General features: G+C 72.8%; 18 protein-coding genes. 4 read left to right on the forward strand and 14 right to left on the reverse strand.

The genetic code is table 11. The features are described from left to right. Positions 1-14: 14 nt before the first annotated feature. Both IG02_RS0112360 and IG02_RS0112365 read right to left on the reverse strand, forming a co-directional pair. On the reverse strand, positions 15-2,093 hold the full coding sequence (locus IG02_RS0112360) for an IucA/IucC family protein (RefSeq protein WP_030745375.1): 2,079 nt from the start codon (positions 2,091-2,093) through the stop codon (positions 15-17). Positions 2,094-2,142: 49 nt separating this feature from the next. Continuing rightward, entirely contained in the window at positions 2,143-3,534 is a 1,392-nt protein-coding gene (locus tag IG02_RS0112365) for a diaminobutyrate--2-oxoglutarate transaminase family protein (RefSeq protein WP_051764884.1), read from the reverse strand. A 389-nt stretch (positions 3,535-3,923) separates the two neighbouring features. On the opposite strand from IG02_RS0112365, the gene IG02_RS0112370 reads away from it, so the two are divergent. Then, positions 3,924-5,168: a trypsin-like serine peptidase gene (locus IG02_RS0112370; protein WP_030745381.1), complete on the forward strand. Its 1,245-nt coding sequence runs from the start codon at positions 3,924-3,926 to the stop codon at positions 5,166-5,168. 142 nt (positions 5,169-5,310) lie between these two features. On the opposite strand, the gene hflX is transcribed toward IG02_RS0112370, so the two are convergent. The 6 genes from hflX to miaA all read right to left on the reverse strand — a co-directional run bounded on the left by hflX (position 5,311) and on the right by miaA (position 13,765). Further along, on the reverse strand, positions 5,311-6,813 hold the full coding sequence (gene hflX / locus IG02_RS0112375) for a GTPase HflX (protein ID WP_030745384.1): 1,503 nt from the start codon (positions 6,811-6,813) through the stop codon (positions 5,311-5,313). Between the two features lie 167 nt (positions 6,814-6,980). Continuing rightward, on the reverse strand, positions 6,981-8,603 hold the full coding sequence (locus IG02_RS0112380) for a M1 family aminopeptidase (RefSeq protein WP_078854412.1): 1,623 nt from the start codon (positions 8,601-8,603) through the stop codon (positions 6,981-6,983). Between the two features lie 202 nt (positions 8,604-8,805). Continuing rightward, positions 8,806-10,917, reverse strand: coding sequence for a RelA/SpoT family protein (locus IG02_RS0112385; protein WP_030745390.1), 2,112 nt, complete (start codon positions 10,915-10,917; stop codon positions 8,806-8,808). Between the two features lie 301 nt (positions 10,918-11,218). Beyond that, the gene (dapF, locus tag IG02_RS0112390) at positions 11,219-12,154 is read right to left on the reverse strand and encodes a diaminopimelate epimerase (RefSeq protein WP_051764885.1); all 936 of its coding nucleotides are present in this window, start codon (positions 12,152-12,154) and stop codon (positions 11,219-11,221) included. An 81-nt stretch (positions 12,155-12,235) separates the two neighbouring features. Next, a complete protein-coding gene (locus IG02_RS41530; RefSeq protein ID WP_030745396.1) occupies positions 12,236-12,700 on the reverse strand; it encodes a hypothetical protein in 465 nt (154 codons plus the stop codon). A 126-nt stretch (positions 12,701-12,826) separates the two neighbouring features. Continuing rightward, positions 12,827-13,765 carry a tRNA (adenosine(37)-N6)-dimethylallyltransferase MiaA gene (gene miaA, locus IG02_RS0112400; RefSeq protein WP_030745398.1) on the reverse strand — a complete coding sequence of 313 codons (939 nt, stop codon included), beginning with the start codon at positions 13,763-13,765 and terminating at the stop codon, positions 12,827-12,829. 189 nt (positions 13,766-13,954) lie between these two features. Between miaA and IG02_RS0112405 the strand changes: the two genes are divergently transcribed. Beyond that, positions 13,955-14,299, forward strand: coding sequence for an antitoxin (locus tag IG02_RS0112405; protein ID WP_234314714.1), 345 nt, complete (start codon positions 13,955-13,957; stop codon positions 14,297-14,299). Positions 14,300-14,352: 53 nt separating this feature from the next. On the opposite strand, the gene IG02_RS0112410 is transcribed toward IG02_RS0112405, so the two are convergent. The 4 genes from IG02_RS0112410 to IG02_RS0112425 form a co-directional block, all read right to left on the reverse strand. After that, positions 14,353-15,105, reverse strand: a complete 753-nt coding sequence (locus IG02_RS0112410) for a class III extradiol dioxygenase subunit B-like domain-containing protein (protein WP_030745404.1) — start codon at positions 15,103-15,105, stop codon at positions 14,353-14,355. A gap of 106 nt (positions 15,106-15,211) precedes the next feature. Further along, complete coding sequence (miaB, locus tag IG02_RS0112415) at positions 15,212-16,741, reverse strand: tRNA (N6-isopentenyl adenosine(37)-C2)-methylthiotransferase MiaB (RefSeq protein WP_030745406.1); 1,530 nt, start codon at positions 16,739-16,741, stop codon at positions 15,212-15,214. Positions 16,742-16,887: 146 nt separating this feature from the next. Further along, positions 16,888-17,643, reverse strand: coding sequence for a carbonic anhydrase (locus IG02_RS0112420; protein WP_030745409.1), 756 nt, complete (start codon positions 17,641-17,643; stop codon positions 16,888-16,890). Positions 17,644-17,819: 176 nt separating this feature from the next. Beyond that, complete coding sequence (locus IG02_RS0112425; RefSeq protein WP_030745412.1) at positions 17,820-20,684, reverse strand: glycosyl hydrolase family 95 catalytic domain-containing protein; 2,865 nt, start codon at positions 20,682-20,684, stop codon at positions 17,820-17,822. Between the two features lie 187 nt (positions 20,685-20,871). On the opposite strand from IG02_RS0112425, the gene IG02_RS0112430 reads away from it, so the two are divergent. After that, complete coding sequence (locus IG02_RS0112430; protein WP_030745415.1) at positions 20,872-22,872, forward strand: glycoside hydrolase family 97 protein; 2,001 nt, start codon at positions 20,872-20,874, stop codon at positions 22,870-22,872. A gap of 282 nt (positions 22,873-23,154) precedes the next feature. Beyond that, a complete protein-coding gene (locus IG02_RS0112435) occupies positions 23,155-24,156 on the forward strand; it encodes a TAXI family TRAP transporter solute-binding subunit (protein ID WP_030745419.1) in 1,002 nt (333 codons plus the stop codon). Between the two features lie 58 nt (positions 24,157-24,214). On the opposite strand, the gene IG02_RS0112440 is transcribed toward IG02_RS0112435, so the two are convergent. Next, entirely contained in the window at positions 24,215-25,606 is a 1,392-nt protein-coding gene (locus IG02_RS0112440; RefSeq protein ID WP_030745423.1) for a sensor histidine kinase, read from the reverse strand. A gap of 6 nt (positions 25,607-25,612) precedes the next feature. After that, the gene (locus tag IG02_RS0112445; RefSeq protein WP_030745426.1) at positions 25,613-26,323 is read right to left on the reverse strand and encodes a response regulator transcription factor; all 711 of its coding nucleotides are present in this window, start codon (positions 26,321-26,323) and stop codon (positions 25,613-25,615) included. Positions 26,324-26,655: the final 332 nt, after the last annotated feature.

Consider the following 26,655-nt stretch of genomic DNA (forward strand, 5'->3'; position numbering starts at 1 on the left):
CGGGGCCCGGGAGTTCAGGCGTGGAGGGGGTTGGCGATGGTCACGTACACGGACTGGGTGTCGACGGGGCCGACCAGCTCGTCCAGACCGTGCAGTCGCGTGAGCAGGTTGCCCTTGCAGCGCAGGGTGGGGGTCGCCAGGAGCTGTTCGGGCAGCGGCGAGCCGAGCCCGGTGGCCCCGGCGAGGAACCGGCGGAAGGCCGCGATCAGCAGCCGCTCGTCGGCCAGCCCCTGCGACCCGAACGCCCCGATCAGGCCGAGCACGTTGTTGATCCCGAGGTAGTAGGCGAAGCGCTCGTCGGTGACCTCGTCGGAGACGAAGGTGTCACTGACCGAACCGATCCCGGGCAGCCGCCGGTCCAGCGCGGCCCGGTGGGACTCACGGAAGTAGTACCCCTGGTTGTCCCGGTACCGGCCGCCGGCCGGCCAGCCGTCGGAGTCCAGCAGCACCAGCGTGTTCTGCTGGTGCGCCTCCAGCGCGATGCCGGCCGCGCCGTCCAGCCAGAGCACGGGGCGTACGACCTGGTCGAGGTAGCGCAGGAACCACTCGGCCGACACGGCGCCCGTGGCCCGGCCGGTGCGGGCGGCCAGGTCCGAGACGATCGCGGCCAGCCGTGAGTACATGCCGATACGTCCGGGGTACGGGCGCGGCGCGGTGAGCCCGGCGATGCAGACGGCGTCGTCGTCGGCCCGGAAGGGGTTGTGGCGCACCATCACGTCCAGTCCGGCGACGGGTTCGCCCGCCGGCGTGTCGACGGCGAGCCAGGCCGGGTCGCGGACGATGTCGAAGCCGGGGTGCGCTGCCTGCCACTCCCGGGTGAGACCGCTGCGCAGCAGGCGCTGGACCTCCACGCCCCGGTGCAGTTCCTTGCGCAGGTTCTCCCGGCGGGAGTTGGTGATCCGTACGCCGAGCGAGAGCTTGAGCATGGCGGGGGCGCCGGGCCGGTGGACGGTACGGATCGAGGACGTGGGGTGCCAGGGGGCGCCGTGCGGCCCGAGGTCGTGCAGCAGCCCGGCGTCGAGGAGCGCCGCGACGGCGGGACGGTGGAGCACGTCACGCGCCTGCCAGGGGTGCAGGGGCAGCGCGACGGTGCCGTCGGGCAGTGACACGTCGCCCAGGAGGCGGGCCGTGAGCCGTTCGGCCGGGACGACGCGGCCCTGCTCGGTCCAGGCCGAGTCGCTCGCGAGGACGGACCGGTCGACGGCCATCCAGTGCAGCGGGAAGGAACCGCGCACCTCCGGTGAGTACCGCCGGGCCTCCGCCTCGGACAGGCCCTCCCTGCTCTTGGGCGTGGGGTGCAGCGGGTGGCCGAGCAGCAGCGACTGCTCGGCGGTGAGGAACGGGTCGGCGCCGGCGGCGGCTTCGGGACGTGCCCGCCGGTCGGTGATGAAAGCGGCCGTGTGGGCGAGGGAGCCGACGACGCGGCCGACCAGATCGGCGCCCTGGTAGCGGCCCGACTCGCGGCCGAGGAGGGCCGCGACCGTGACGGCGTCGGCGGCGGGCGCGTCCTGCGGGGCGCTCTCCAGGAACGGCATGCCGAAGCGGTGCCAGCCGGTGGCCGACCAGTACCGGACGGGCACGAGGAGGGCGGTGCCGCTGGCGGCGAGCGGGATCCGCAGCAGGTCGCCGTCCGGGCGGGGCAGGTCGGTCTCCCGGACCCAGCAGCGCAGCAGGTTCTCGGTGGCGGCCGCGTCGGCGGCCTTCTCCGGGTCCGGGTGGTCGAGGTGGTCGGGGTGGCCGAGCCGGTCCGGGTCGCCGAAGTGGCCCGGCCGTCCGACGAGTTCGTGTCCGACGCGCTCGGCACGCTCACCGGAAACCACGCGCTCGACGCCGGTCGCCTCGGCCCGCTCGGCGCTGTCGCCCGGCCCGGCCGTGTCGGCCGCGCCGGCCGCCGGAGCAGGGGTGCCTGCCGTGGCCGGTGAGGGCGCGTGGCCGCCCGTCGCCTGGCGCGGCACGGTCAGCGGTACCGCCGCCTGCGGTGCGTGGCCGTTCCCCGACGCGTCCCGTCGGCCGCTTCCGGCGTCGCGCGTCGGCGCGTTCGCGGTGGGGCGGCCGTCGGCCTCGGGAACATCGGGTGAAGGAGTGGGATTCACGAGGGCTTCCTTGGGAGAGCGTCCGGGGCGGTTGCGACAGGGCCGTCCGTCATCGGTACGGCCGGTCGGTTTCCTTCCCGTACGGCGGGCTGGTTTCTCCGTGCCGGAGCGCGGCGCGCTCGGCGGCGGCCAGGGCGTCGGCGAACCGGTCGAGGACGGCGACGGCCTGTTCGTCGGTGATGGTCAGCGGCGGGAGCAGTCGCACGACGGACGCGTGGCGCCCGCCCAGTTCGACGATCAGGCCGCGGCTCAGGCACTCGCGCCGGACGGCGGCGGCGAGTTCCGGTGCGGGCGGCGGCGGATCGCCGGCGGCCTGGGCGACAAGTTCCACACCGATCATGAGACCACGTCCGCGCACATCGCCGACGCAGGGGTGGTTCGCGGCCAGTCCCTCCAACTGCCCGAGCATGCGCGCGCCGAGCACCGCCGCGCGCTCGGCGAGCCCGTTCTCCCGGACGTACGCGAGGGTCGCCGCACCGGCCGCCATCGCGAGCTGGTTCCCCCGGAAGGTGCCCGCGTGGGCGCCGGGGCGCCAGCAGTCGAGGTCCTCGTGGTAGACGATCACGGCGAGCGGCAGCGAACCGCCGATCGCCTTGGAGAGCACCATCACGTCCGGTGTGATCCCGCTGTGCTCCACGGCCCAGAACGTACCCGTCCGCCCCACTCCTGTCTGCACCTCGTCGGCGATGAGCGGGACGGACCGGTCGGCCGTGATCCGGCGCATGGCACGCAGCCAGTCGTCCGGGGCGGGGATCACCCCGCCCTCGCCCTGGATCGGTTCGACGATCATCCCGGCGGGAGCGGGCGCGCCGCCCTTGGCGTCGTCCAGCAGGTTCTCCGTCCAGCGCGCGGCCAGTTCGGCGCCGCGCGCGCCGCCGGTGCCGAACGGGCAGCGGTAGTCGTACGGGTACGGCAGCCGGGTCACCCGTACGTCCGGGGCGCCGCCGGAGACGGCGAGGGCCCCTTCCGTCATGCCGTGGTACGCCCCGGTGAAGGCGAGGAGACCACCGCGGCCGGTGGCGGTACGGACCAGCTTCAGGGCGGCCTCGACCGCGTCCGTCCCGGCGGGGCCGCAGAACTGCACCCGGGCCGTCCGCGCGAACCGCGGCGGCAGCGTCGCGAACAGCTCCGTGGTGAAGGCGTCCTTGACGGGCGTGGCGAGGTCGAGCACGTGCAGCGGGGCCCCGGAGTCGAGGACCTTCCTGATCGCTTCCAGGACCACGGGGTGGTTGTGGCCGAGGGCCAGCGTGCCCGCGCCCGACAGGCAGTCCAGATAGCGCCGTCCGTCCGCCCCTTCGATCGTCAGCCCCCGGGCGCGGACGGGCACGATCGGCAGTGAGCGCGCGTACGTACGGGCGGCGGACTCGCGCAGGGACTGGCGCCGGAGGATGCCTTCGTGCGCGACGGTCGGCGCCGCCGGTGCTTTCTCGGTCACGGCCACGGCTTGTCGTCCTCCCGTTGTCACGGTTCGGTCCCATGTCAGTACGGTCCCGGGGCGCCGATCGTTCGACAGTGGACGCCGGTCCGGTCCCCCCGCGCGCACGCCCTCCTACAGAGCAACGACGCGAGTGGCCCGGGATCACGGGCAGTTGGCAAGATCGTCGCGGGCGTCCGCGGCGGGCCGGAACCGTGCCCCTGCCGCACACCGTCCCCTTCGGCACCGGGCATAGTGGGGGGCCGCACTCCGGTCCCGCACTGCGACCGGGTTGCCGCTATTGACGTCCATTACCCCGACTCCATCACCTTTGTCCCGATTCCACAGCCCGTTGTCCCGGCTCCGCGCCGGATGTCGAACGGCGCACCGCTGCCACATCCCAGGGGGATCACGCCATGCGACCTATTCGCCCCACTCTCGCCGCCCGCCGGGGAAGGAGCGCGCGGCGCAGACTTTCCCCCGTCCTCGCGGCGGCCTCCATAGCCACGGCCCTCGCGCTGACGGCCACCGCCTGCGGTCCCGACGACGGTGACGCCGCCGCGCGGGCGAGCGAGTCGGCGGACATCGGCGGCTCCGGCGGCGCGGGGTCGGACGGGAAGATCGTCATTCCCGACGAGCTGAAGGACAAGCTCAAGGAGCGCGGGTTCGACCTGGACAAGTGGCGGGGCGGTGAGTGGAAGAACTGGGACCGGGACAAGTGGCTGCGTGAGGCGAAGGACTTCGTCAACCCGGTCATCGAGGGCCTGTGGGACCAGGACCGCATGCGCGACGCCGAGGAGCCGCCGGAGAAGCCCGTCGACGACGAGCAGAACTGGGACGACGCGGGTGTCAGCGACCCGACCCCGGCCCCGGTCGAGGCGCAGGCGGTGAAGACCCCGTACGGCGACAACGCTCCCACGTCGGGCAAGTTGTTCTTCGACGGGCCCGAGGGCTCGATGGTCTGCTCCGCGACCGTGGTCCAGGACCCCGCCCACCCCGGCAAGTCCAACATGGTCTGGACGGCCGGTCACTGTGTGCACGCGGGCAAGAAGGGCGGCTGGTACCGGAACCTCGCCTTCGTCCCCTCCTACAACAACGAGGGCCTGTCGACGGCCGGGCTGGAGACCGCCGCCAAGGAGCAGGTCGCCCCGCACGGCGTGTGGTGGGCTGACTGGGGCCAGACCTCGCAGCAGTGGATCAGCCAGGGGGCCTCGACCGGCGGACAGGGCGCCCCGTACGACTTCGCGGTCATCCACGTCACCCCGGAGAAGGGCGGTGACGGCACGTCGCTGGAGGAGACGGTCGGCGGGGCACTGCCGGTGGAGTTCAACGCCCCGGAGACCCCGAGGATCGCGAGCATGACGGCGACCGGTTACCCGGCGGCGCCGCCGTTCGACGGGCAGAAGATGTACCAGTGCCAGGACAAGCCCGGCAGGCTCTCGGTGAAGGCCGACGACCCGTCGATGTACCGGGTGGGCTGCACCATGACCGGCGGTTCGTCCGGGGGCGGCTGGGTGGCCACCGGACAGGACGGCGAGCCCGCCCTGGTGTCCAACACCTCCATCGGTCCGGTGAAGGCCGGCTGGCTGGCCGGACCGCGACTCGGCGAGGTGGCCAAGGACGTCTACGACGGCGTCAGCAAGAAGTTCGCGAACAAGTAGACATGTAGGACTGGTCAGTCGCCTGGCCGACCCGTGTCCGGCGGTGCCCCGCCGGACACGCGGTGGGACGGGAGGCGGTACGGCAGACAGGAGGCCCGCCACCCTCGTCGCGAGGGCGGCGGGCCTCCTGTTCGTCACCGCGTCAGCGGGCCACCGGTACGTACGGGGCGAGCGCCGCCGCCAGCTCCTCGTGGACGCGGGCCTTGAGCACCGTGCCCTCCGGGGTGTGCTCCTCGGAGATCACCTCGCCCTCGGCGTGCGTCCGCGAGACCAGCGCGCCCTGCGTGTACGGCACGAGGACCTCGACCTCGACCTCGGGACGGGGCAGCTCGGCGTCGATCAGCTCCAGCAGTTCCGCGATGCCGGCGCCCGTACGGGCCGAGACGGCGACCGCGTCCCGCTCGGCGCGCAGCAGCCGCTGGAGGACCAGGGGGTCCGCCGCGTCGGCCTTGTTGATCACCACGATCTCGCGCACGTCCCCGCCCACCTCGCGGATCACCTCGCGCACGGCGGCCAACTGCTCGTCGGGCGCCGGGTGCGAGCCGTCCACCACGTGCAGGATCAGGTCGGAGTCGCCGACCTCCTCCATCGTGGAGCGGAACGCCTCGACCAGGTGGTGGGGCAGGTGCCGGACGAATCCGACCGTGTCGGCCAGGGTGTACAGCCTGCCGCCCGGGGTCTCGGCCCGGCGTACGGTCGGGTCGAGGGTGGCGAACAGCGCGTTCTCCACCAGGACGCCCGCCCCCGTGAGCCGGTTGAGCAGCGACGACTTGCCCGCGTTGGTGTAGCCGGCGATCGCGACCGACGGCACCTTGCGCCGTCGCCGCTCCTGGCGCTTGATCTCGCGGCCGGTCTTCATCTCCGCGATCTCCCGGCGCATCTTCGCCATCTTCTCGCGGATCCGCCGCCGGTCCGTCTCGATCTTGGTCTCACCGGGGCCCCGGGTGGCCATGCCGCCACCGCCGCCGCCACCCATCTGCCGGGACAGCGACTGGCCCCAGCCGCGCAGCCTCGGCAGCATGTACTGCATCTGCGCGAGCGCGACCTGCGCCTTGCCCTCCCGGGACTTGGCGTGCTGGGCGAAGATGTCCAGGATCAGTGCCGTACGGTCGACGACCTTGACCTTGACGACGTCCTCCAGGTGGATCAGCTGGCCGGGGCTGAGCTCACCGTCGCAGACGACGGTGTCGGCGCCGCTGTCCAGGACGATGTCGCGCAGCTCCGCGGCCTTGCCGGAGCCGATGTACGTGGCGGGGTCGGGCTTGTCGCGTCGCTGGATCACCCCGTCGAGCACGAGCGCGCCCGCCGTCTCGGCCAGGGCGGCCAGCTCGGCCAGCGAATTCTCCGCGTCGTACACGGTGCCCGTGGTCCATACGCCGACCAGCACGACGCGCTCCAGGCGCAGCTGCCGGTACTCGACCTCGGTGACGTCCTCGAGCTCGGTGGAGAGGCCCGCCACCCGTCGCAGGGCAGCGCGGTCGGAGCGGTCGAACTGGTCCCCGTCCCGCTCTCCGTCGATCTCGTGGCTCCAGGCGACGTCCTCTTCCATCAGGGCATCGGCCCGGAGGCTCTCGGTGCGGGGATCCGCCGTACGGGGATCAGCGAGATTCTGTGCGGCCTGGGAAAAGGAAGAAGAGGAGGTCATTGGATCCTTACGTCGAAGACTCCGGTGGGATTGCGTCACGGGTGCTCGCCGGGAGTCCCGTCACGACTGTCACAACGCGTGCTGAGCGGGAAAGATTCCCGGTCGGCCGCGCCGACCCCTCGATGGTGGCACGGTTCGGCGCGGCCGTCACTCCGGTTTAGGGGGCCTTACAGACCGCCGACCGACCGGTGGTTACGCGGCGGGCTGCCGGCCTTGCCGCCGTTCGCCGGCTTGACGGGCTTGACGGGCTTCAGCTGCGGAACGGGCCTGGTGGCGGGCTTGGCGGGCTTGACCTGCGGGGAGGGCTTCGCCTGCCCGGCGGGCCGCGGCGTCTTCGGCGGCTTCGCCGCGCCGGCCGCCGTGCCGCTGCTCCAGTTCGCGTGACCGGGCATCGGCGGGGTCTTCTTCGCGTACAGCCACGCCTGGAAGAAGGCGGACAGATCACGCCCCGCCGTCTTCGACGCCAGCTCGACGAAGTCCGCCGTGCTCGCCGTGGCGTCCCGGTGGTCGCGCACCCATGACCGCTCCAGCCGCTCGAAGGCGTCCTTCCCGATCTCCTGCCGCAGCGCGTACAGCACCAGCGCGCTGCCGTCGTAGACCACCGGCCGGAACAGGCTGATCTGCTCACCGGGTGCCGGTGGCTCCGGCGCCGCCGGGGGCCCGCCCGCCGCGCGCCACTCGTCGGAGTGCCGGTACGCCTCACGCATCCGCGTCTCCAGCGACTTCTTGGCGTGGTCCTGCGCGTAGAGGGCCTCGTACCAGGTGGCGTGCCCCTCGTTGAGCCAGAGGTCGGACCACCGGTGCGGCGTGACGCTGTCGCCGAACCACTGGTGGGCCAGTTCGTGCACCATCACGGAGTCCACGTACCACTCCGGGAACTCCGCGCGGGTGAACAGCCGTCGCTCGAAGAGCGAGAGCGTCTGCGTCTCCAGCTCGAAACCCGTCTCGGCACCGGCGATCAGCACACCGTAGGTCTCCAGGGGGTACGGGCCCACGTGCCGTTCCATCCAGCGGATCTGGTCGGGTGTCTTCTTCAGCCAGGGCTCCAGCTTCGTGCGGTCGGCGGCGGGCACGACGTCCCGCAGCGGCAGCCCGCCGGGCCCCTGGCGGTGCACCACGGCCGAGTCGCCGATGGAGACCTGGGCCAGCTCCGTGGCCATGGGATGGCGGGTGCGGTACGTCCACCGCGCGATGTCCCCGGCGCGGGACTTCGCCACCCGCGTCCCGTTGGCGACGACCGTCAGCCGGGCCGGAGCCGTGACGCGGAAGGTGAAGTACGCCTTGTCCGCCGGGTGGTCGTTGCCCGGGAAGACACGGTGGCCGGCGTCCGCCTGGTTGGCCATCGCCAGCCCGTCGGCGGTGCGCAGCCAGCCGCCGCCGGTACCGCTGGGGTCGCTGGTGTGGTGGACGGTGATCCGCGTCCGGGCGCCTTCCGCGACCGGGACGGCCGGGGTGACGACCAGGTCCTCGCCGGCCGTCGCGAACCGCGCGGGGCGCCCGTCCACGGCGACCGAGGCGACCTTGCCGTGCGTGAAGTCGAGGTTGATCCGGTCCAGCCGCTGGGTCGCCCTCGCGTCGATCGTGGTGACGGCGTCCAGCGGCTTGCTGTTGTCGCCTCCGTAGGTGAAGTCGAGGTCGTAGGAGAGGACGTCGTAACCGGGGTTGCCCAGGTGGGGGAAGAGCGGGTCGCCGATCCCGAGGGGCTGGGGCGCGGGCAGGGTGGCGGCGACGAGCGTGGCCGAGGCGGCGGCGAGCAGGGCGGCACGCAGTCGGCGGGAAGTGAGGCGCATGGACCACGGCTATCAGCGCCCAGGCGGCGCGAAGCGACGGCGCGCTCCGCGCCCACCCGAAAGGGGCAGGTCAGGGCATGGGAGCCCGCCGGATGCCGCGCGTCGCCGGGTTGACGCACGGCCCTCGTACGCGACACCCGTCCCGGCCCCGCGCGGCCGGTGCCGGGGCCGGGGCCGCTGAGCGATCCCGGCCGGACAGGGCCTACGCGCGGCTGACGTCGTACACGCCCGGTACCTCGCGCATGGCGCGCATCAGGCCGGGCAGCCCGTCCGCCCCGGGGAGTTCCAGCGTGTATGTGTGCCGCACGCGCTGCTCGCTCGGCGGTTCCACGGTGGCCGAGACGATCGCGGCGCCCGCCGTGGCGATGGCGTCCGTCAGCTCGGCCAGCAGCCGGGGGCGGCCGAAGGACTCCGCGCGCAGGGTGACCCGGCACCCGGGGACCCGGCTCCAGCCGACCCCGACCGGGACCCGGCCGAGCGCGCGCATCCTGGCCACGGCGGGGCATGCCTCGCGGTGGACCGTGACGACACCGCCGCGCACGGCGAACCCGGTGACCGGGTCGGGTGCCTCGGGCGTACAGCAGCCCGCCAGCCGTACGGTCGCGCCGGGCGGATCCACCACGACGTCACTGGCCTCGGCTCGCTCCGCGGGGGCCGTCAGAGGCGCGCGGGGCGCGTCGTCGGGCGGCCCCGCGGGGTCCGGGTGGGCCGCCAGCCAGCCCTCGATCGCGATCCGGGCGGCGGGGGTACGGGCGTGTTCCAGCCACTCGGGCGAGGGGCCCGTCGCCCCGTCGTGGGCCAGCAGGAGCTGCACGGTGTCCCCGTCGCTCAGGACCGTGCTCAGCGTCGCCAGGCGGCCGTTGACCCGGGCCCCGAGGCAGGCGTGCGCGGCTTGACCGTACTGCGCGTAGGCCGCGTCCACGCAGGTCGCACCGGCCGGCAGGCCGAGCATGCCGCCCTCGGCGCGGAAGACGGTGATCTCCCGGTCCTGGGCGAGGTCGGCGCGGAGCGTCGTCCAGAACGTGTCGGGGTCGGGGGCGGACCGCTGCCATTCCAGGAGCCGGGAGAGCCAGCCGGGCCGGGTCGGGTCGGCCCGCTCGCCGTCCTGCGGTTCGGCGGCTCCGTCCCGCCCTGCCACGGCGGCCGGTTCCGGCTGCGTGCCGTAGGGCGGTCCCACGCTGTGGGCGTACGGATTGCCGAGCGCGACGACCCCTGCCTCGGCGACCTTGTGCATCCGGTGCGTCCGGATGAGGACCTCGGCGACCGCGCCGTCCGGACCGGCCACCGCCGTGTGCAGCGACTGGTACAGGTTGAACTTGGGCGCCGCGATGAAGTCCTTGAACTCGGAGATCACAGGCGTGAAGCAGGTGTGCAGCTCGCCGAGGACGGCGTAGCAGTCGGCGTCCTCGCCCACGAGGACGAGCAGCCTGCCGAAGTCCGTGCCGCGCAGCTCGCCGCGTTTGAGCCGGGAGCGGTGGACCGAGACGAAGTGCCGGGGCCGTACCAGGACTTCGGCCGCGATGCCCGCCTCGCGCAGCACGCGTCTGACGTCCTCGGAGATGGCGGCCAGCGCGTCCCCCGCGGTGGCGTTGTCGGCGATCAGGGCGCGGGTGTACGCGTAGTCGTCGGGGTGCAGGATCGCGAAGACCAGGTCCTCCAGCTCGGTCTTGAGCGCCTGGACGCCCAGCCGTTCGGCGAGCGGGATGAGGACGTCCCGGGTGACCTTGGCGATGCGGACCTGCTTCTCCGGCCGCATCACGCCGAGCGTGCGCATGTTGTGCAGCCGGTCCGCCAGCTTGATCGACATCACCCGTACGTCGTTGCCGGTGGCGACGAGCATCTTCCGGAACGTCTCCGGCTCGGCGGCGGCGCCGTAGTCGACCTTCTCCAGCTTGGTCACGCCGTCGACCAGGTAGCGGACCTCCGCGCCGAACTCGGCCCCCACCTGTTCGAGGGTCACGTCCGTGTCCTCGACGGTGTCGTGGAGGAGCGAGGCGGTCAACGTGGTCGTCTCGGCGCCGAGTTCGGCGAGGATCAGGGTGACGGCCAGCGGGTGGGTGATGTACGGCTCGCCACTCTTGCGGAACTGGCCGCGGTGCGAACTCTCCGCGAGCACATACGCCTTGCGCAGGACGGCGAGGTCCGCGTCGGGGTGGTGCGCGCGGTGCGCGTCCGCGACGTGCGCCATGGCGTCGGGCAGCCGGTGCCGTGAGGCGGGTCCCAGTAAGGCAGCCCGGCCGAGCCTGCGCAGGTCGATCCTGGGAATTCCGCGTCTGCGGCTGTGGGCACCTGGGTTGGTGGCCTCTGCGCTCATGGGCACCTCCGGCATCTTCGACCGGCGGCGGACGAGCGGGAGCGCCCTCCGGGCCGGTGCTTGATGCTATCCACCCGGTCGCGGCGAGCGGCCCCGGTATCGTCCGGCGTGAAACGGATCACCCATTCGAGCGATCGGCCACGGCGCGCGCCGTGCGGGATCCGCGTGCCCGCGGCGTCCGCCGGGCCGCGTGGTCACCGCCTGTGGGCGGACGGCGCTACTTTCGAAACACGCCTAGTGCCGCCCGGATGCCGTGCCGGGACGCCTCGCCGCCGGGCAACCTTGGCCGACGCGGCACTTGTCACCGGGCCGCGGCGAGCCAGGCCGGGTCGATGTGCCCCTCCGCGACGATCACGGCGGGGCCCGTCATCTCGACTCCGCCGTCGGGCCGCTCGGTGATCAGCAGCCGCCCACCGGGAAGGTCCACCGTGTACGTGACGGGCAGGCCGGTGCGGGCGGGATCCTGCCCGTCGCGGCGGGCCGTGGCGACGGCCACGGCGCAGGCGCCCGTACCGCAGGACCGGGTCTCTCCGGAGCCGCGCTCGTGGACGCGCATGGCGACGTGGCGCGGTCCCCGGTCGACGACGAACTCCACGTTCACCCCGTCCGGGTAGACGGACGCGGGGGCGACCGGCGGAGCGGAGAGCAGGTCGCCCGCCTGCGCGAGGTCGTCGACGAAGGTGACCGCGTGCGGGTTGCCCATGCTGACGTGCCGTGCGGGCCTGTCCCGGCCGTCGACGGTGACCGTCACCTCGTCGTCGGGGAGCGCGGCGCGGCCCATGTGGACCGTGATGTCACCGTCCTCGGTGGCCGCGCCCTCGGGGCCGGTGCCCTTGGCGAGGTGCACCCGCTTCACCCCGGCCCGGGTGGCCACGGCCAGGTCACCGGCCTCCACGTGACCGGCGCGCTGGAGGTAGCGGGCGAAGACGCGGACCCCGTTGCCGCACATCTCGGCGACCGATCCGTCACTGTTGCGGTAATCCATGAACCACTCGGCCTCGCCGGCCATGGCCCGGGCCTCGGGGTGCGCCGCCGACCGTACGACGCGCAGCAGCCCGTCGCCGCCGATGCCGGCCCGGCGGTCGCACAGGGCGGCGACGGCCCGAGCGGGCAGGTCGAGGTCGTTGTCCGGGTCGGGGACGATCACGAAGTCGTTCTCCGTCCCGTGGCCCTTGAGAAAGGCGATCGGGGCGTTCGGGGTGTGCCGCATGGTCCGGTCGGTGCTCACGGGATCCATCGTACGAGCAGCCGCCGACAACGCCCGTCGGCGGTCTGCGTCCGCCTCCGCCGGGACTCGTCACCCGGTCGGTCGCGCGCGTCAGCGCAGCCGGGCGACCCGCCAGATCGCCAGGGCCACGACGGCGACGGCCACGACCGCGTACAGCGCGACGACCCGCCAGTCCTGGCGCTCGCCGGAGGCCCGGCCGGCCAGGCCCGGCCAGGTGTGGCCGACCCGGCGGGCGGCCATCATGCCCCAGCCGGCCGCGCAGGAGCTGAGGAGCAGACCCAGCATCGCCACGACCGCGCCGCCCTCTGCCGTGCCGAAGGCCAGGGGGAACGCGAACATCAGGGAGCCCACGGCCGCCAGGATCACGATCGGGGCCAGCTGCCAGATCCGCAGCCGGCGCGGCGGACGCAGCTCCACCTCCACCTCCGGAGTCGCGGTCTGCTCCTCCGGCCCGTCGGGGCTCAGCCCGGGGGGGTCCGCCTGGAGATCTTCCGACAGCTCTGCCCGGGTGTCCGGGGCCGCTGTCGGTTCTCTGTCGCGAGGGCCGGCCTCCATCGCCACGCGCCCTCCCCATTTGGACTCCACTGGACCGGCCCGCGCCCTACGGTCGGCCGATGCTCGATGATGGCACGCCCATGAGGAGCGGATTGACGGACGGAGCGTCCCGATGCCATCACGTGATCAGGCTGTGACCGCTCGTTCGACCAACGAGAGCGCCCGGTGCGGAAGTTCCGCCCGCTGCTCGACACCGCCGGGCAGCCAGTGCACGCGCGCGTCGCGGCGGAACCATGAGTCCTGCCGGCGGGCGAAGCGTTTCGTGGCGCGTACGGTCTCGGCGCGGGCCTCGTCGTCGGTGCACTCCCCCGCGAGCGCCGCCAGGACCTGCTGGTACCCCAGGGCGCGGGAGGCGGTCCGGCCCTCGCGCAGGCCTTTCGCCTCCAGGCCGCGCACCTCGGCCACCAGCCCCTCCTCCCACATGCGGTCCACGCGCCGCGCGATCCGGGCGTCCAGTTCGGGGCGGGCGACGTCCACGCCGATCTGGACGGTGTCGTAGACCGAGTCGTGGCCGGGCAGATGGGCGGTGAACGGCTTGCCGGTGATCTCGATCACTTCCAGGGCACGGACGATCCGGCGGCCGTTGCTGGGCAGGATCGCGCGGCCCGCCCGCGGGTCGGCCGCGGAGAGCCGGGCGTGCAGCGCGCCGGACCCGCGCAGGGTGAGTTCGGCCTCCAGCCGGGCCCGCACCTCGGGGTCCGTACCGGGGAAGTCGAGGGCGTCGATGGCGCCCCGTACGTACAGGCCGGAGCCGCCCACCAGGACGGGCGTGCGCCCGGCGGCCAGGAGGCGGTCGATCTCCGCCCTCGCGAGCCTCTGGTACTCGGCCACACTGGCGGCCTCGGTGACCTCCCAGATGTCCAGCAGGTGGTGGGGGACCCCGGCGCGCTCCTCGGCCGTCAACTTCGCGGTGCCGATGTCCATCCCCCGGTAGAGCTGCATGGAGTCGGCGTTGACGACCTCACCGTCCAGTTCCCGGGCGAGGTGCACGCCCAGATCGGACTTGCCGGCCGCGGTGGGCCCGACGACGGCGATGACTCGCGGTGGGGTAGCTGCGCTTCTCACGGCCCCAGTCTCGCAAACGCGGACCGCCTCCCCGAACGAGTTACGTGACGACCCTACCGACGGTTTCGCCACCCGTGCGCCGGCCCCCGGTCCACCGGTGCGGACGGCCGGGTGCGCGCGGCGCTCGGCAGCGCGGAACGCCGCCCCCACGAGTACGCTATGGAGAAGACATGGGTGTTTTTTCGCTGTTTGGGCATAAAGCAGCGGCTGTCCCCCGAGGGCGCGGTGGACGGCGAGACCAAGAACAGCGCCTGCGCACAGGCTGTTGTTCCGTCCGAGGGAAGGTGGCCCATGGGGTTCCTGGATTCGTTGAAGGCCAAGATCGGTCCGGCCAAGGAGAAGGTCTCGGACTTCGCGCAGCAGCACGGGGGCAAGATCGAGCAGGGGCTGGACAAGGCCGCCCGGACGGTCGACGAGAAGACCAAGGGCAAGTACAGCGACAAGATCGGCAGCGGCACGGGCAAGGCCAAGGACGCCTTGGGCAAGCTGACCCACAAGGACGACGGCACTCCCCCGCCGCCGGCCTCTTCCTGAGTCCCTGAACCCTTGAGCCTCGCTCCCGGATCGGCGCGGTGCGCGGGACGGGGTCAGGTCCAGGCCGCCACGAGGTAGCCGACGCCGTAGGGCGCGTTCTCGTGAAGCAGCTGCCCGTCCAGGCCCGCGCCCTCGGCGGCACCCGCCAGCACCTGCCAGGGCGCCCGGCCGGCCGCCTTGAGTTCGGCGGCCCGCCGCACGTCCAGCGACTTCAGGGCCGCCACGTCGGCCGCGCCCAGTGCGCGGGCCACCGTCGCGTCGAACGGAGCCGCGCGCTCGTCCAGGTATCCGGGCGCCTTCACCGAGCGGCACGCGCTCGCGTCCCCCATCACCAGCAGGGCCACCCGCTCGGGCCCGGTCGCCAGCCGGGCCCCGGCCCGTACGCAGTCCTCGGTGCCGAGCGACGTACCCACGCCGAGCCCGCTCACCGGGGCGGCGGACCAGTGGACGCGCTCCAGCAGCCATGCAGCGACGGCCAGCGAGTCGGGCAGCGGGCGCCCGGCGGGCCGCGCCTCCCCCGTGGCGCCGTCCTGGCCGTCCGGGCCACCCGGGCCGCCCAGGACAACGTCGACCGGTACTCCGAAGCCCCGGAAGGACCCGCGTGTTCCCTCGGGGTACGGTTCCGGGCCCGGGCCCCCCTGCTCGGCCGGGCCGACCGCGATCAGCCGGTCGGGGCGCGCCGCGGCCAGCACCCCCAGCGCGCCGTCGCAGGCCGTGCGGGCGGCGTCGAGCTCCGGCGCGGCGCCGGCGGCCACGGCGGGCACCAGCAGCGGAGGACAGGGGCAGACGGCAGCGGCGACAAGCATGCCCAGCAGCCTAGTGCCCCTCCCGCGGCACTAAATGAGCACGCCCGAAGCCCGGTCGGTCCCCCTGTCCCGTCTCCCGCTCTCCCCGTCTCCCGGCGGCGATCGCTCAGTCGACGGCGCAGCCGCCCGTCATCGCCGGCAGCGGCGCGGGCACGCCGACCGTGGGCAGGCCCAGCATCACACCCGCGGGCTTCGCCGCCCCGGCCGCGTTCCGCCGCTCCCAGGCGTCCCCCGCGCGGGTCCTGCGGACGGCACGGGCCGGGCCCTCGGCGAGCAGGTGGTGCGGGGCGGCGTAGGTGATCTCGACGGTCACCACGTCGCCCGGCCGCACCTCCTGCTCCGGCTTGGCGAAGTGGACGAGGCGGTTGTCGGGGGCGCGGCCCGAGAGGCGGTGGGTGGCACCGTCCTTGCGGCCCTCGCCCTCGGCGACCATCACCTCCAGGGTGCGGCCGACCTGCCTCTTGTTCTCCTCCCAGGAGATCTCCTCCTGAAGGGCGGTCAGCCGCAGGTAGCGGTCCTGCACGACCTCCTTGGGGATCTGCCCGGGCATCTCGGCGGCGGGCGTCCCGGGGCGCTTGGAATACTGGAAGGTGAAGGCCTGCGCGAAGCGCGCCTCGCGCACCACCTTCAGGGTCTGCTCGAAGTCCTCCTCGGTCTCGCCCGGGAAGCCCACGATGATGTCGGTGGAGATGGCCGCGTGCGGGATGGCCGCGCGCACCTTCTCGATGATGCCGAGGTAACGGTCCTGCCGGTACGAGCGGCGCATCGCCTTCAGGACCGGGTCCGAACCGGACTGGAGCGGCATGTGCAGCTGGGGCATCACGTTCGGCGTCTCGGCCATGGCCGCGATCACGTCGTCGGTGAAGTCGCGCGGGTGCGGCGAGGTGAAGCGGACGCGCTCCAGGCCCTCGACGGCCCCGCAGGCCCGCAGCAGCTTGGAGAACGCCTCGCGGTCGCCGATGTCGGAGCCGTACGCGTTCACGTTCTGGCCGAGCAGGGTGATCTCGGAGACGCCCTCGGCGACCAGGGCCTCGATCTCGGCCAGGATGTCGCCGGGGCGGCGGTCCTTCTCCTTGCCCCGCAGCGCGGGGACGATGCAGAAGGTGCAGGTGTTGTTGCAGCCGACCGAGATCGAGACCCAGGCGGCGTAGGCGGACTCGCGGCGCGTCGGCAGCGTGGAGGGAAACGCCTCCAGCGATTCGGCGATCTCGACCTGGGCCTCCTCCTGGACGCGGGCGCGTTCGAGGAGGACCGGGAGCTTGCCGATGTTGTGCGTGCCGAATACGACGTCGACCCAGGGGGCCCGGTCGACGATGGTCGAACGGTCCTTCTGGGCCAGGCAGCCGCCGACCGCGATCTGCATGCCCGGCCGGCGGGCCTTGACCGGGGCGAGCCGGCCCAGGTTGCCGTACAGCTTGTTGTCGGCGTTCTCCCGGACCGCGCAGGTGTTGAAGACGACGACGTCGGCGTCCCCGTCGGAGCCCTCCGGGGCCCGGACGTATCCGGCGTCCTCCAGCAGGCCCGACAGCCGTTCGGAGTCATGGACGTTCATCTGGCACCCGTAGGTGCGGATCTCGTAGCTTCGAGTTACGCCCACGTCGTCCACTGCTCCGGTCCGGTCACTGCTGCTGGTCATCCCTCAAGGGTAAGGGGGTGCCGGGAGGTGGTCGGACGTGTCCCGCGGCGTGCGCCGGCCGACCGGCGGCGGGGCCGGTCGGCCGGTGCGTCATCCGTACGCCGGCGGTGTGCGTCGCCGAGTGCGGTCGGTCGCGGTCTCCCGGGTCAGCCGACCCCGTGAACGAGGTGCGTGGTCAGCTCGTAACGAGCGCCGACTATGGCCAGCCTGCCCTCGGCCACCTTGGCGGCCAGGTCGGGTTCGCCGGCCAGCCGGCCGCGGACACGGTCGACATGGGCGCCGACCGTGGCGTCCACGCGCGCGTCGCCCTCCTTGGTGTGATCGATCGCCGGGCGGATCTGGTCGGCCAGGTACTGGATGTGGTCCGGGAGCCGCTCGCCGGTCTCCTCCGCGTGGACGGCCGCCGCGACCGCTCCGCAGGACTGGTGTCCCAGCACCATCACCAGCGGAATGTTCAGCTCCAGGACGCCGTAGGCGATGGAGCCGAGGACGGCCTCGTCCAGGACCTCGCCCGCCGACCGGACGGTCATGAGGTCGCCGAGGCCCTGGTCGAAGACAAGCTCCGGGGGGACCCGGGAGTCGATGCAGCCGAGGATGAGGGCGAAGGGGTGCTGCCCCGACACCAGGGCCTCGCGGACGGTGCGGGTCTCGTGGGGATGCTGTTCGCGGTAGGTGCGCCAGCGCCGGTTGCCCGCGGCGAGTTCTCTGAGAGCCTCGTCGGGGGTGGCCGGGCGCGGACGCTCCTGGGCGCGGACGCCGGCCGCTCGCGCGGTGGGGGCGGACGGGACCGTGAGGGCCACTCCTGCCGTGGCGGCGGCCCCCGCGACCGCCGCTCGCAGCAGGTTACGGCGCGGAGCGCCACTGGCGTTGGCACGTGTATTCGCATGTCTGGTCGAAATCACGGCCGGAGACTATCCAGGTAAATTCGGCCATTACCCGAGCCAGAGACAATGTTGACTCACTCTTGAACCAATCGCCCCTCGTACACGTGAAGTTGACGTCTACACCACCTGCCGTTCCGTACCACCCGCCGTTCGGCCCGTCTCCCCCGGTGCCCCGGACCTGGTGCCCCGAGGCGCTACCCCAGGGACTTCTCCAAGGACAGAGCGAAGATGTGCGCCCTGGCCGTGCCCGTCGGGGCCGCCAGCGTGACCTCGGACAACTCCCGCTCCGCGTCCAGCGCCACCTTCTGGTGGAAGATCGCGGCCTTCGTCCCGAGCGGTCCACCGCGGGTGTGGATCTGGCTGGTTCGCACGGCCTCGCTCTCGCCGTGCTTCGGGGTCGACAGCCAGGCCGTCAGGCGGATGTCGAGCCGCGCGGTCGAGCCGTCCGCGTAGGTGACGACGGCGGGCACGGTCACGTCGCCCGTGTCGCCCGAGCCGAGCACGTGCAGTCCGGCGTACGAGCCGCGCGGGACGGCGATCCTCTGGCCGGCCGCGATCACGTTGTTGTCCCCGCCCTCGCTCCCGTTGGTGAAGGAGAAGGTGATGCCCTCGTCCTCGACCTGTCCGGCCTGCGGCAACTGGGCCATCGGGTAGGTGCGCCCGGTGCCGTCGAAATCCCCGTCGCCGAAGTACATCTCGGTGGTGATGGCGTCGTTGTCGAAGGTCCCGGTGAGGTCGACGCGGGTGACCGTCCCCGTCTCCGGCAGCGGCGGCAGCCCCCACGCCTCGGCCGGTTCGGTGACCGGCACCGGCGCGATCCGGAAATCGGGCCGCGCGCCCGCCGGGTACACGACCGCCTCCTCGTCCCGGTCCAGGTCCAGCTCGATCACCCCGTCACCCAGGTCGCGCCAGGCGGGCGCGGGCCCGCCGACCCCGGCGACCGTGACGCGCCCCTTGATCGAGTGCCGTACGCGGCAGGGCTCACCCGCCAGGCTCCGCAGGCGTACCCAGCGCGTCCTGCCGCCCTCGCGCACCCCGCTCACCAGGAAGGCGCCCTGCGTGCGGAAATCGTGCAGGGTGACGTCCGGCCACCGCGCCGGCACCGCGGGGAAGAAGCGGACGGTCCCGCCCCAGCTCTGGCAGAGCATGTCGTGCACGGACTGCGCGCCCGACAAAGGGGTTTCGATGACCGGCCCCGCCTCGTAGTACATGGTGTTGGGCTGGATGAACCGGGCCACCAGTTCGCGCAGGTACGTCAGCGCGTCGTCGCCGCGCCCCATCTGGGCCGAGATGGAGGCCGCTCCCGTGAAGCTGTAGCCCCGCAGGGCGCCCTCGAATCCGATCCAGTGCTCCAGGGAGCGCGTGATCAGGTCGCGGTGTTCCGGCTGGTCCCAGTTGACGAGGTAGAGGGGGTAGACGGAGAGCATGTGGGAGTAGTGCCGGTGGGACTTGGCGAACGGCACACCGGCGCCGACCATGAATCCGTTCTCGTCGACCGGGTAGTCGACCAGCTTGTCCAGCACCTCCTGCCACTTGGGCGCCAGCGCGTCGTCCTCGCCGAGGAGGTCGACGGTTTCCAGGAGCGTCCGGCAGCTCCAGCGCAGCAGCGCGAGGTCGTAGTTGCAGTCCGGCGCGGAGCCGTACTCGGGGGAGAAGGTGCGCGGCAGGTGCAGCCTGCCGTCCTCCCCCTCGTAGAGGAAGTGCAGGTAGTAGTTGGTCGTCCGGCGCAGCAGCGGGTGGAGCACGTCCTTCAGCAGGCCGCGGTCCATGGTGTGCCGATAGGTCAGCCAGACGTTGTGCAGCGCCCAGGGCAGGTTGCCGACCTCCGCGTCACCGACGCCCGGGACGGCGACCGAGCCGTTGTCGTCGCACTGCGCGTCCGTCGAGCGGCGCACTCCCGCCGAGTCGGCGCGGTACGCGGGCTTGAGCCCGTTGATCAGGATGTCGGTGTTCTCGGCGAGGGTGCGGGGAATGGCGTCCAGTTCGAGGTGGTTGGAGCCGTGGACCGGCCAGTACTCGAGCTGGACGTTGAGGTTCCACCACACGGCGGGCCAGGGCGTGGGCTCCACCCAGGGGCCGGTGGTGGCCATCACCGGGGCGTGCTCACGGGTCGCGCAGGCCAGCTTGTGGAGCTGGATCCAGTAGAAGCTCTGGAGCATGGCGTCCGGGATCGAGATGAAGCTCTTGCGGTAGAACCGGTGCCACCAGTCGCGATGGGTCCGCAGCAGGCTGGAGACGGGCAGCGCGGCCGCCTTGCGGACGGTGGTGCGCGCCCGGCCCTCGGCGTCCGTGCCGGGGAAGGAGTGGGCGACGCAGAGGTAGTACGTGCGGTCGCGACCCTGGCCGCGCTCCGTGTACACGGTCGCCGTCTGTCCGCCCGCCGCCAACTGCTGCACGGTGCTGCCCAGTCCGTCCTCGGTCCGGGTGACGGGGGCCGGGTTGGGGGTGAGGCCGCTCGGCGGGTCCTCTCGGACGATGCGCGGGCTGACGGCCGGTGACGGGCGGAACTCCCAGCGGTATCCGGCCTCGCCCGCGCTCGCCTCGACGGTGGCGACCAGCGTCGTACGGTCGTTGTGCACGAGCGCGCGCAGCTCGAGCGTCCCGCGGTCGGTGGTGACCGTGCCGCGCACCTCGGCGTTCCACAGGTCCTGGCGCAGTTCGACGCCGGTGATGGTGCCCACCGGGTGCAGCAGGAGGTTGCCGACCGGGAGCCGGGCCACGCCCCAGTCGCTGCCGAACTGCGGCCGGTGGTCCTGCACTTCGCTGTGGTGCACGGTGAAGCGCAGGGCGTTCTCGCCCGGCTCCTGGTAGACGAGCGAGCCGAGCAGGCCGTTGCCGAGGAACGGGCCCTCGTACCAGGTGCGCGGCATGCGCTTGAAGATCAGGTCCTGCCCGGCCAGGAAGCGCCCCCACTCCCGGTCGGTGGTCATTCCCCGCAGGGCCACCGCCCGCTGCGCGGCCTCCGCCTGTCCGGGGACCGCGAGACCTCCGGCGGTCGTTCCCGCGACCGCCGCTCCGGCCGCGACCCGGCCCAGGAATCCTCGTCTGCTGACTGGCATCTTCGATCATCTCCGTCCCAGAGACGTACAGATTGATCCGATGACTTGGCTAGACGGGAGCGTAGAAACGGGCCGATGATGCGTCAAGGCACCTGATAGGTCTGATGTATTCCCTCGGCAGGGGGTGGGAGGGCCCCATCGCTCCTCGTGAACCGACTCCGCGATCCGACTCCACCAGGAGGCATCGATGCGCGTCGTACGATCCAGAGTCACCCGGGCCGCGGCGACCTTCGCCTGCGTGGCCGCCGTCCTCGTACCGCTACGGGGCGAGCTGGGCACCCCGGCGGCGCACACCGCCGAGCGCCCCGCGCCGCACAGCACCGGACAACAGAACGCCGGGCAGGGAACCGACGCGGGACGGACCGGCGGACGGCCCGTCGACGAAGGGAATTCCGCCGCGCGGGCGGGCACGCGGGCGGCGCCGGGGGCCCCGGGCGCCGGCCGCACCTGGCGGCTGGGCGGGCCGGGCGAGGTCGGCGGCGAGCTGACGCTGACCCGCGACGGCGGGCTGACGCTCAGCGCCCGGCACGGCCGTACCACCGTCCTCCGGCCGTCCGCGCTCGGCATCCGCACCGCCGGCACCGACTTCGGCTCCGGGCTGCGCTACGAGTCACGCGCCGACCGGCGCGTGACCGACACGTACACGACCACCACCGGCCGCCGTACCCGGCACACCGTCGACGCGACGGAGTCCACCTTCACCTTCTCCCGGCAGGGCCGGACGCTGAAGCTCGTGGTGCGGGTCTCCGACGACGGTCTCGCCTACCGCTACCGGCTGCCCGGCAACGGCACGGTGACGGTCCTCGGCGAGAGCACCGAGTACGCCGTCCCGCCGGCCGCCGAATCCTTCCTCCTGCCCTACGACAACGGGCGGCAGGACTACGAGTCGGCCCACCGGCGGGGCACGGTGGCCGAGGCTCCGGCGGGTGACTACGGCTATCCGTCGCTGTTCCGCGTGGGCGACAGCTGGCTGCTCGTGGAGGAGTCGGATCTGGACAGTTCGTACGGCGGCTCCCGGCTCACCCTGGACGCCACGACGGACCGCTTCCGGCTGACGCTCCCGGATCCCGCTGAGGTCAGTTCCCCGGGCCTGGCCACGCCGTGGCGCACGATGGTCGTCGGCGACCTCGCCACCGTCACCGAGAGCGATCTGCCCACCGGCCTCGCCGCCCCCTCCAAGGTCGCGGACACCTCGTGGATCAAGCCGGGCAAGGCGGCCTGGTCCTGGTGGTCGGACGGGCAGAGCCCGACGAGCCTGGCGGAGCAGAAGAAGTTCGTCGACTTCGCGGCCCGCGAGGGCTGGGAGTACGTGCTGGTCGACTCGGGGTGGAGCAACGACTGGATGCCCGAGCTGACGGCGTACGCCAAGGACAAGGGCGTCGGCGTCTGGCTGTGGGTGCGGTGGCAGACGATCGACGCGCGGAGCGAGATCGACCGGCTGATGCCGCTGTGGCGGTCCTGGGGCGCGGTCGGTCTGAAGATCGACTTCCTGGAGTCCGACGGGCAGGACCGGATGCGCTGGTACGACCAGGTCTTCGAGGCAAGCGCGCGCCACCACCTGATGCTGAACTTCCACGGCGCGACGATTCCGCGCGGCCAGGAGCGCACCTGGCCACAGCTGATGAGCGTGGAGGCGGTGAAGGGCGCGGAGGGCACACGCCCCAAGCCGGGGCGCCAACCGTTCCCGGCCGAGCACTACACCACGCTCCCGTTCACCCGGAACCTGATCGGCCCGATGGACTTCACGCCCGTCACCTTCACCGGCGTACGCCCCACCAGTGACGCCGCCGAACTGGCGCTGTCGGTGGTCTACGAGTCCGGGGTGCAGCACTTCGCGGACAGCGTCGAGTCGTACGACAGCCGTCCCCTGGCCCGGCGGTTCCTGCGCGACGTGCCGACGGCCTGGGACGAGACGAAGCTGGTCGACGGGGCACCGGGCGACCGCGCGGTGTTCGCCCGGGCGTCGGGACGCGACTGGTACCTGGGCGCGGTGACCTCCGGCGCGGCCCGGACGCTCCGGGAGCCGCTGGGCTTCCTGGGCGACGGGACGTGGCGCGCCGAGCTGTACCGCGACGGCCCGGACGGTGCGATCGCGCTGGAGACGCGCGAGGTGACGGCGGAGTCGACGCTGGCGGTCGAGGTCCCGAGGAACGGAGGCTTCGCGGTGCGGTTCACCCCGGCGGGGTAGGGGGCGCGGGACCTGTCCTCGGGGGCGCGGCACCTGCCCTCGGGGGCGCGCGGCCCGCCACGGGCCCGGCCCCGCGCCCCCGAGCCCGGGCTCAGGGCCGGCTCGACGGGCGGGGCCCCGAGCGTGCCCCGGAGCGGCGCTCCCGGGCATGCGGCCGGGGCGAACCGAGGGGCGCCCGCCCCGGCCGTGCGTGGGCCCGGCCGCACCGGACCCGCACCGGACCCGCACGTGGACCCGCACCGGGCCTGGCTGTCGCCGGGGCGACCTGGCAGGATCGCGGGCATGGTCCCCCTTCCGTACCGCGTCAGCCGTCGCCGCGCGCTGCAAGGCTCCGCCGCCCTGCTGCTGGTGTTCGGGGTGCTGGTGTGGTGGCTGATGTCCATGCGGCCGTCGTCTCCGAGCGGTTCGATCATCTTCAGCACGGGCGTGAAGAACGGCGTCTACCAGCGCTACGGCGCGCTGCTCAAGGAGGACCTCGCGCGTGGCATGCCGAACGTGTCGATACGCCTGAGGACCAGCGAGGGTTCGCAGGAGAACATCACGCGGGTGGCCACCGGCGACGCCGACTTCACCGTCGCCACCGCCGACGCCGTCGCCAAGTACATCCAGGACGGCCGGCCGGGCGCGGACCGGCTGCGTGGCTGCGCGCGGCTGTACGACGACTACGTCCAGCTGATCACGCCGAAGACCTCGGGCATCCGGTCCACCGCCGACCTGAAGGGCAAGAGGGTGGGCGTGGGCCAGGAGAGGTCGGGCGTGCGGCTGATAGCGGACCGGATCCTGACGGCCGCCGGGATCGATCCGCAGACCGGGATCACCCCGGTCCCCGCGGGTATCGACACCGTGCCGAGCCTGCTCGAACGGGACGAACTCGACGCGTTCTTCTGGTCCGGCGGGCTGCCCACGGAGGCGATCCGGCAGCTGTCCGAGCGCTTCGCCGTCCGGCTGGTGCCGCTGGACGCCGCGCTGATCACCGCGCTGCACTCCTCGGACGAGACGGCGTTGCGGTACTACCGCTCGGCCGAGATGCCCGCCGACGCCTACCCGGCCGCGCAGGAGGGCACGGCCGTACCCACGTTCGCCGTGGCGAACCTGCTGATCACCACCGACGAGACGGGCGCGGCGCTGACGGAGGGCTTCACCCGCCGGGTGATCGACAGCCGGGACGGCATCGGCAAGCAGGTGCATCCCGCGCAGCTGGTGGACCTGCGGACGGCGATCTACACCGATCCGCTGCCGCTGCACGAGGGGGCCAAGCACTACTACCGGTCGGTCAAACCGTAGGACCCGGCCCAGCACGGCCCGGCACGGCCCGACACCGGCCGCCCGGACCGGACGGGCCTCATGCCGTCGGCGACGTCCTCGGCACGCTGAGCGTGGCACGCAGCCCGTGCGGCTCGCTGTGCGCGTACGTGAGGGAGCCGCCGCCGGCCGCCAGCAGGGCCCGGGTGATGGAGAGCCCGAGCCCGGAGCCCTTGATGTTCTGGTGCCGGTTGCTGCGCCAGAACCGGTCGCCGATCCGGGCGAGCTCCTCGTCGTCGAGGCCCGGTCCGCCGTCGTCCACGACGATGGTGGAGGTGTCGCCGCCGCTGCTGACCGAGACGGTGACCTCCTCCCCCTCCGGGGTGAACTTGAGCGCGTTGTCGATGACGGCGTCGAGCGCGCTGGAGAGGGCTGTCGGGTCCGCCCAGGCGGTGACCGCCGCCCGGTGTCCGGTCAGCCGTACGCCCTTCTCCTCGGCCACGGCACGCCACGCGGCGACCCGCTCGGCGGCGAGCTCCCCGATATCGGTGAGCCGCAGGTCGGGTGCCGTGTGCTCGGCCAGCGCGAGGTCCAGCAGATCGTCCAGGACCTGCGCGAGGCGCCTGCCCTCGGTCCGTACGGACGCGATCTCCGCGTTGCCCTCGGGCAGTTCGAGGGCGAGCAGCTCGATCCGCAGGAGCAGCGCGGCCAGCGGGTTGCGCAGCTGGTGGGAGGCGTCGGCGACGAAGGCGCGCTGCTGTTCCAGCACGTCCTCGACGTTGTCGGCCATCTCGTTGAACGAGCTGGCCAGCCGGCGTAGTTCGGGGGGGCCGCCCGCCGCCGCGACCCGGGACTTCATCCGCCCGGTGGCGATGTCGTGCGTCGCCGCGTCCAGCACCCGCACCGGACGCAGCACCCAGCCGGTGAGCCGGATCGCGGCGCCCACGGCCAGCAGCATGGCCGCCGCCTCGCCCGCCGCGATCACCAGCCAGCCCTTGAGGATGCGCAGGCGCATCTGCTCGGTGGGCGAGTCCGTCACCACGACCGCGACGACGTCTCCGTCCCGTACCACCGGGGAGTCCACGATGAGCCGGCCGTCCTGCCAGGGCCATACCTGCTCGGGGTCGTCGCTGCGGCGCCCGAGCAGCGCCTCGTCGAAGGCCTGGCGGCCCGCGCCGGTCAGGGGCACGCCCCAGTCCTCGGGCGCGCGGGCCATGGCTTTCCCGTCCCGGTCGAAGACACCCGCCTTGATCCCGTACACGTCGTGGTAGCGCCTGAGCTCGTCCTCCAGCGCGCGCCGCCGTTCCGTCCCGCCGGCCCGGCCGTCCGTGACGAACTGGGCGAGGGCCGCGACCCGCGCAGCGTCGTCGATGCGGTCCACGACGACGCGCTGCTGCTCGGCGGACGCCTGGAGGGCGGCGAGCGGGAAGCCGAGCGCCACCAGTACGCCCGCCATCAGGACGATCAGCAGCGGAAGGAGTCGAGAGGTCACCGGGCGTTACGGCCCCTGGTGCGCGGCCGGGACGACCAGCTTGTAGCCGACCCCCCGGACCGTCTCGATCAGGGCGGGCAGTCCGAGCTTGCCCCGCAGGGACGCGACATGGACCTCGAGCGTGCGGCCGGTCCCTTCCCAACTGGTGCGCCAGACCTCGCTGATGATCTGCTCCCGGCCGAAGACGACCCCGGGCCGCTGGGCCAGCAGCGCCAGCAGGTCGAACTCCTTGCGGGTCAGCTGGACCGCCGTACCGTCCACGCTGACGCGGCGGGTGGGCAGTTCCAGGGTGAGGCGCCCGAGCCGCTGGGCCGGTTCGGCGGCCGGTGACTGCTCGTCGCCGGTGGAGCGCCGGCTGACCGCGTGGATGCGGGCGAGCAGTTCGCCGGTGTCGTACGGCTTGACCACGTAGTCGTCGGCACCCAGGTTGAGGCCGTGGATCCGGGAGCGGACGTCGGCGCGCGCGGTCACCATGATCACCGGAGTCGAGGTGATTCTCCGGATCTTGCCGCAGACCTGGTAGCCGTCCTGGTCCGGCAGCCCGAGATCGAGGAGGACCACCGAGAACGGCTCCTTCCCCTTGTTGACGGCCGGCAGCAGCGCGTGGAGCGCCTCCTCGCCGCTGCGGGCGTGGACGACCTCGACGCCGTGTTTGGCCAGCACGGCGGACAGGGCGGCGGCGACATGGTCGTCGTCCTCTACGAGCAGCAGTCTCACGGGCCCCCTCTATCGGTCGTGTCCGTCGGTCATGTCCGTCACGTCGTGTCCGTCGACCGCGTCCGTCGGTCGCGTCCAACCGTTGCGTCGATCGGTCGCGTCCGGCCGGTCCCGACTGGTCGGGGCCGCGATCCGGCACGGCGGGGACGGCGGTACGTACCAAGGCATCCACGCCCATGGCGCCGTGCCAGTCAAGAGTCTTCTCATTACACCCGGGTTTCCGTTACCCACCCGGTACTCCCCCCACCGTCCGTCTTCACGGGGAGTGTCCGGTTGCGGCCGGATCGTTATGCTCAATTTCCGCTCAGATGTAATGACGCTGATCGCAGCGC

It is taken from the genome of Streptomyces sp. NRRL F-5135, assembly GCF_000719775.1.
Classification (GTDB): domain Bacteria; phylum Actinomycetota; class Actinomycetes; order Streptomycetales; family Streptomycetaceae; genus Streptomyces; species Streptomyces hebeiensis.